This window comes from Streptococcus sp. 1559 (genome assembly GCF_013276735.1).
In the GTDB taxonomy this organism is placed as follows: Bacteria; Bacillota; Bacilli; order Lactobacillales; family Streptococcaceae; genus Streptococcus; species Streptococcus pseudopneumoniae.
This window is the reverse complement of record NZ_VMLO01000117.1, coordinates 1-2,757: the sequence shown is the minus strand read 5'-3', so window position 1 is coordinate 2,757 and position 2,757 is coordinate 1. Positions and strand designations below refer to the sequence as shown.

3 protein-coding genes and 1 riboswitch are annotated in these 2,757 nt (G+C 40.1%); all 3 genes read right to left on the bottom strand.

All coding sequences use genetic code 11. The features are described from left to right. Nucleotides 1–51: 51 nt before the first annotated feature. Complete coding sequence (locus HT688_RS10965) at nt 52–720, bottom strand: TenA family protein (protein WP_172923794.1); 669 nt, start codon at nt 718–720, stop codon at nt 52–54. Between the two features lie 216 nt (nt 721–936). Beyond that, nucleotides 937–1,025, bottom strand: a riboswitch (TPP riboswitch). A 148-nt stretch (nt 1,026–1,173) separates the two neighbouring features. Next, the gene (gene lctO, locus HT688_RS10960; protein ID WP_000120708.1) at nt 1,174–2,310 is read right to left on the bottom strand and encodes an L-lactate oxidase; all 1,137 of its coding nucleotides are present in this window, start codon (nt 2,308–2,310) and stop codon (nt 1,174–1,176) included. A 292-nt stretch (nt 2,311–2,602) separates the two neighbouring features. Continuing rightward, nucleotides 2,603–2,757 (bottom strand): transposase (locus HT688_RS10955; protein WP_172923793.1); only part of this gene is annotated, 155 nt, incomplete at its 5' end.

The window sequence follows — 2,757 nt, the reverse complement described above, 5'->3', positions numbered from 1 at the left end:
GATTTTCGAAGAGTATTAACTCATCAAATTTGTAAATATCATGAGCCTTCTCTAGGCATCATAACCAATATCAAAAAAGGCTAAGTCTAAAGCGACCGCTTGATTCCAGCGTTGCTGAAGCTCTGTCAAATCTTCTCGACCTTTTCCGACACGATTGAGTTCGTCAACCAGAAATTGAACCCACTCTGCAAAGAAAGGACCTCTGTGGAGATTGATCCATTCTGAATGAATATAGGCTTCAGGAAGAGCCAAAGCTTTAGAACCCCAGTCTAAATAGAGTCCTTCTGCAATGACCAGCATGACCAAAAGATGGGCATAGTCTGATGAAGCCACTGCCGAGTACATTAGATTCTGAAAGGCTTTTGTTACAGGGTGCAAGCTCACTTCTAGATAGTCATTCTCAGATACGTTTAACTCTTTGAAAGCCTTTTGGAAATAGCCATCTTCATCTGCTTCAAGAAAGCCTAGTTGTTTGGCAAAACGAAGCTTGGATTCAAGCTGGTCTGCGTGGGCTACGCAGGAACCCAACATGGATAAGAAGGCATCAAAGAAGTGATAATCTTGAATCAGGTAGTCTTTTAAGGCCTTATTCTCAATTGTCCCTGCAAAAAGTTCCTTAACAAAACGATGATTGATTGCAGCCTGCCAATCCTTCTGACTGCTTTTTAATAATTCTCCAACAGTCAAACCTGGCTGAAATGCATAAACCTGTGTTTCCATATTTACTTCTCCTCTCTTTACTTGTTAGTAATTAATAAAACACCAAGAAATACCAAGTAAAATCCTAGTTTCACTTGATCCTTTTAAAGAACACCGAGGGCATTTGCAGAGAGCTACCTAAACAAGCCTATCCAGTTTTATATAAACAAAAAAACTCCAATTACAATCAAGAATTAGAGTTGACTTACAAGATTAGATCGTTCATTTCACCATACGAAAAAACTGTTCACATTTCCCTTCGCCAGTCTTAACTGTATCAGGTTCAATGGGTATCATCTCAGCCTAAAGCACCCCAAATGTCTCTATTATTTAATTACTAGACCATTATAACAGAAATTGAAAGCCCTAGCAAGATATTTGACCGAAAAATATCTTTATATAGTTTTTGATAGCGATTTATTCTTCCAATACACGAAGAAAAACCTCCACATTCAGTGGAGGCAATCTCTTTTATCAATACAATTTTAAGTCACGAGGGTCAACTGGGAAGGTTGGGTTGTATGGGTTGTGACGAAGTTTGAAGTGTTTGACATCTTCAATGGTCTGAGTTCCAGACAATTGCATAACTGTCTTCAATTCCGCATTCAAGTGTTCAAAGACTTGACGCACACCAACACTACCACCAAGAGCCAAACCATAAATAGCAGGGCGACCAATAGCTACCAAGTCTGCTCCTGAAGCCAAGGCTTTAAAGACGTGTTGACCACGACGAACACCAGAGTCAAAGACAATTGGCACACGTCTATCAACTGCTTCTGCCACTTCTTGAAGCGAGTCAAAAGCAGCTGGTCCACCGTCGATTTGACGACCACCGTGGTTGGTTACCCAGATACCAGAAGCTCCCGCAGCAAGTGAACGCTCAACGTCCTCACGGCATTGTGGTCCCTTGACATAGACAGGAAGTCCAGAGTATTCAGCGATAAATTCTACATCGCGTGGAGACAAGCGCTGTTTAGCTGATTTGTAAACAAAGTCCATTGATTTACCAGCACCTTCTGGCAGGTATTCTTCAACAATCGGCATGCCAACTGGAAAGACAAAACCATTACGCTTATCCACCTCACGATTGCCCCCTACAGTAGCATCTGCCGTCAAGACAATCGCTTTATAACCTTCAGCCTTCACACGGTCCATGATGTGGCGGTTGATACCGTCATCCTTACTAAAGTAAAATTGGAACCAATGAGGTGTCCCTTGAAGGGCTTCAGAAATCTCTGGAAGGTCAACAGTAGAGTAAGAACTGGTTGTATAAAGAGAACCGAACTCATGCACACCACGCGCAGTCGCCACTTCACCCTGTTCATTCGCTAATTTATGAGCCGCAACAGGCGCCATAATGATTGGTGAGGATAGTTTTTCACCTGCAAATTCAATCTCTGTACTTGGATTTTCAACATCGCAAAGCGTATGTGGAACGATGAGTTTGTGGTTAAAGGCACGGATATTCTCTCTTAAAGTGAAAGTATCTTCTGCCCCACTAGCAATATAGCCAAATGCTGCTTTAGGGATAACTTGTTGCGCCATTGGCTCCAAATCATAGGTATTAATGAAATCTACATGCCCTTCTGCATTGCTTGTTTTGTATGACATAAACTGTCCTCCTTGATTAAGTAAGCGTTTGCTTTTTACTATACATCTATAATAACTCTTTTTTCAATCATTTTCAAGAGTTTTGCTTAAAAACAATCTTATTTTTCATACAATATATTAGCCCTACTTTCCTTAAACTCTAAACTTTAGTCTATATTAGGTGAATCGTTGAGATTTTTTGCTGCCAGGCATTTGAACTACTTTTTTATTTGCTGATTCTATCTACTAATGCTATAAAAAAACAAGTGAATAAGACACCAGAACATCCTCTAATAGGGCCTATGGACTTATATCAGTCATTTAGTTTTAAAAAGCGTTCCAAACATTCAAAAATAGTTGGGACTTCCCTTAATAAATCTGTTACTTTCTTTTTCAAGATAGCCCAAGCTTGCTCAATAGGATTCAAATCCGGTGAATATGGCGGTAGAGGTAAGAAAAAGTGTTTAT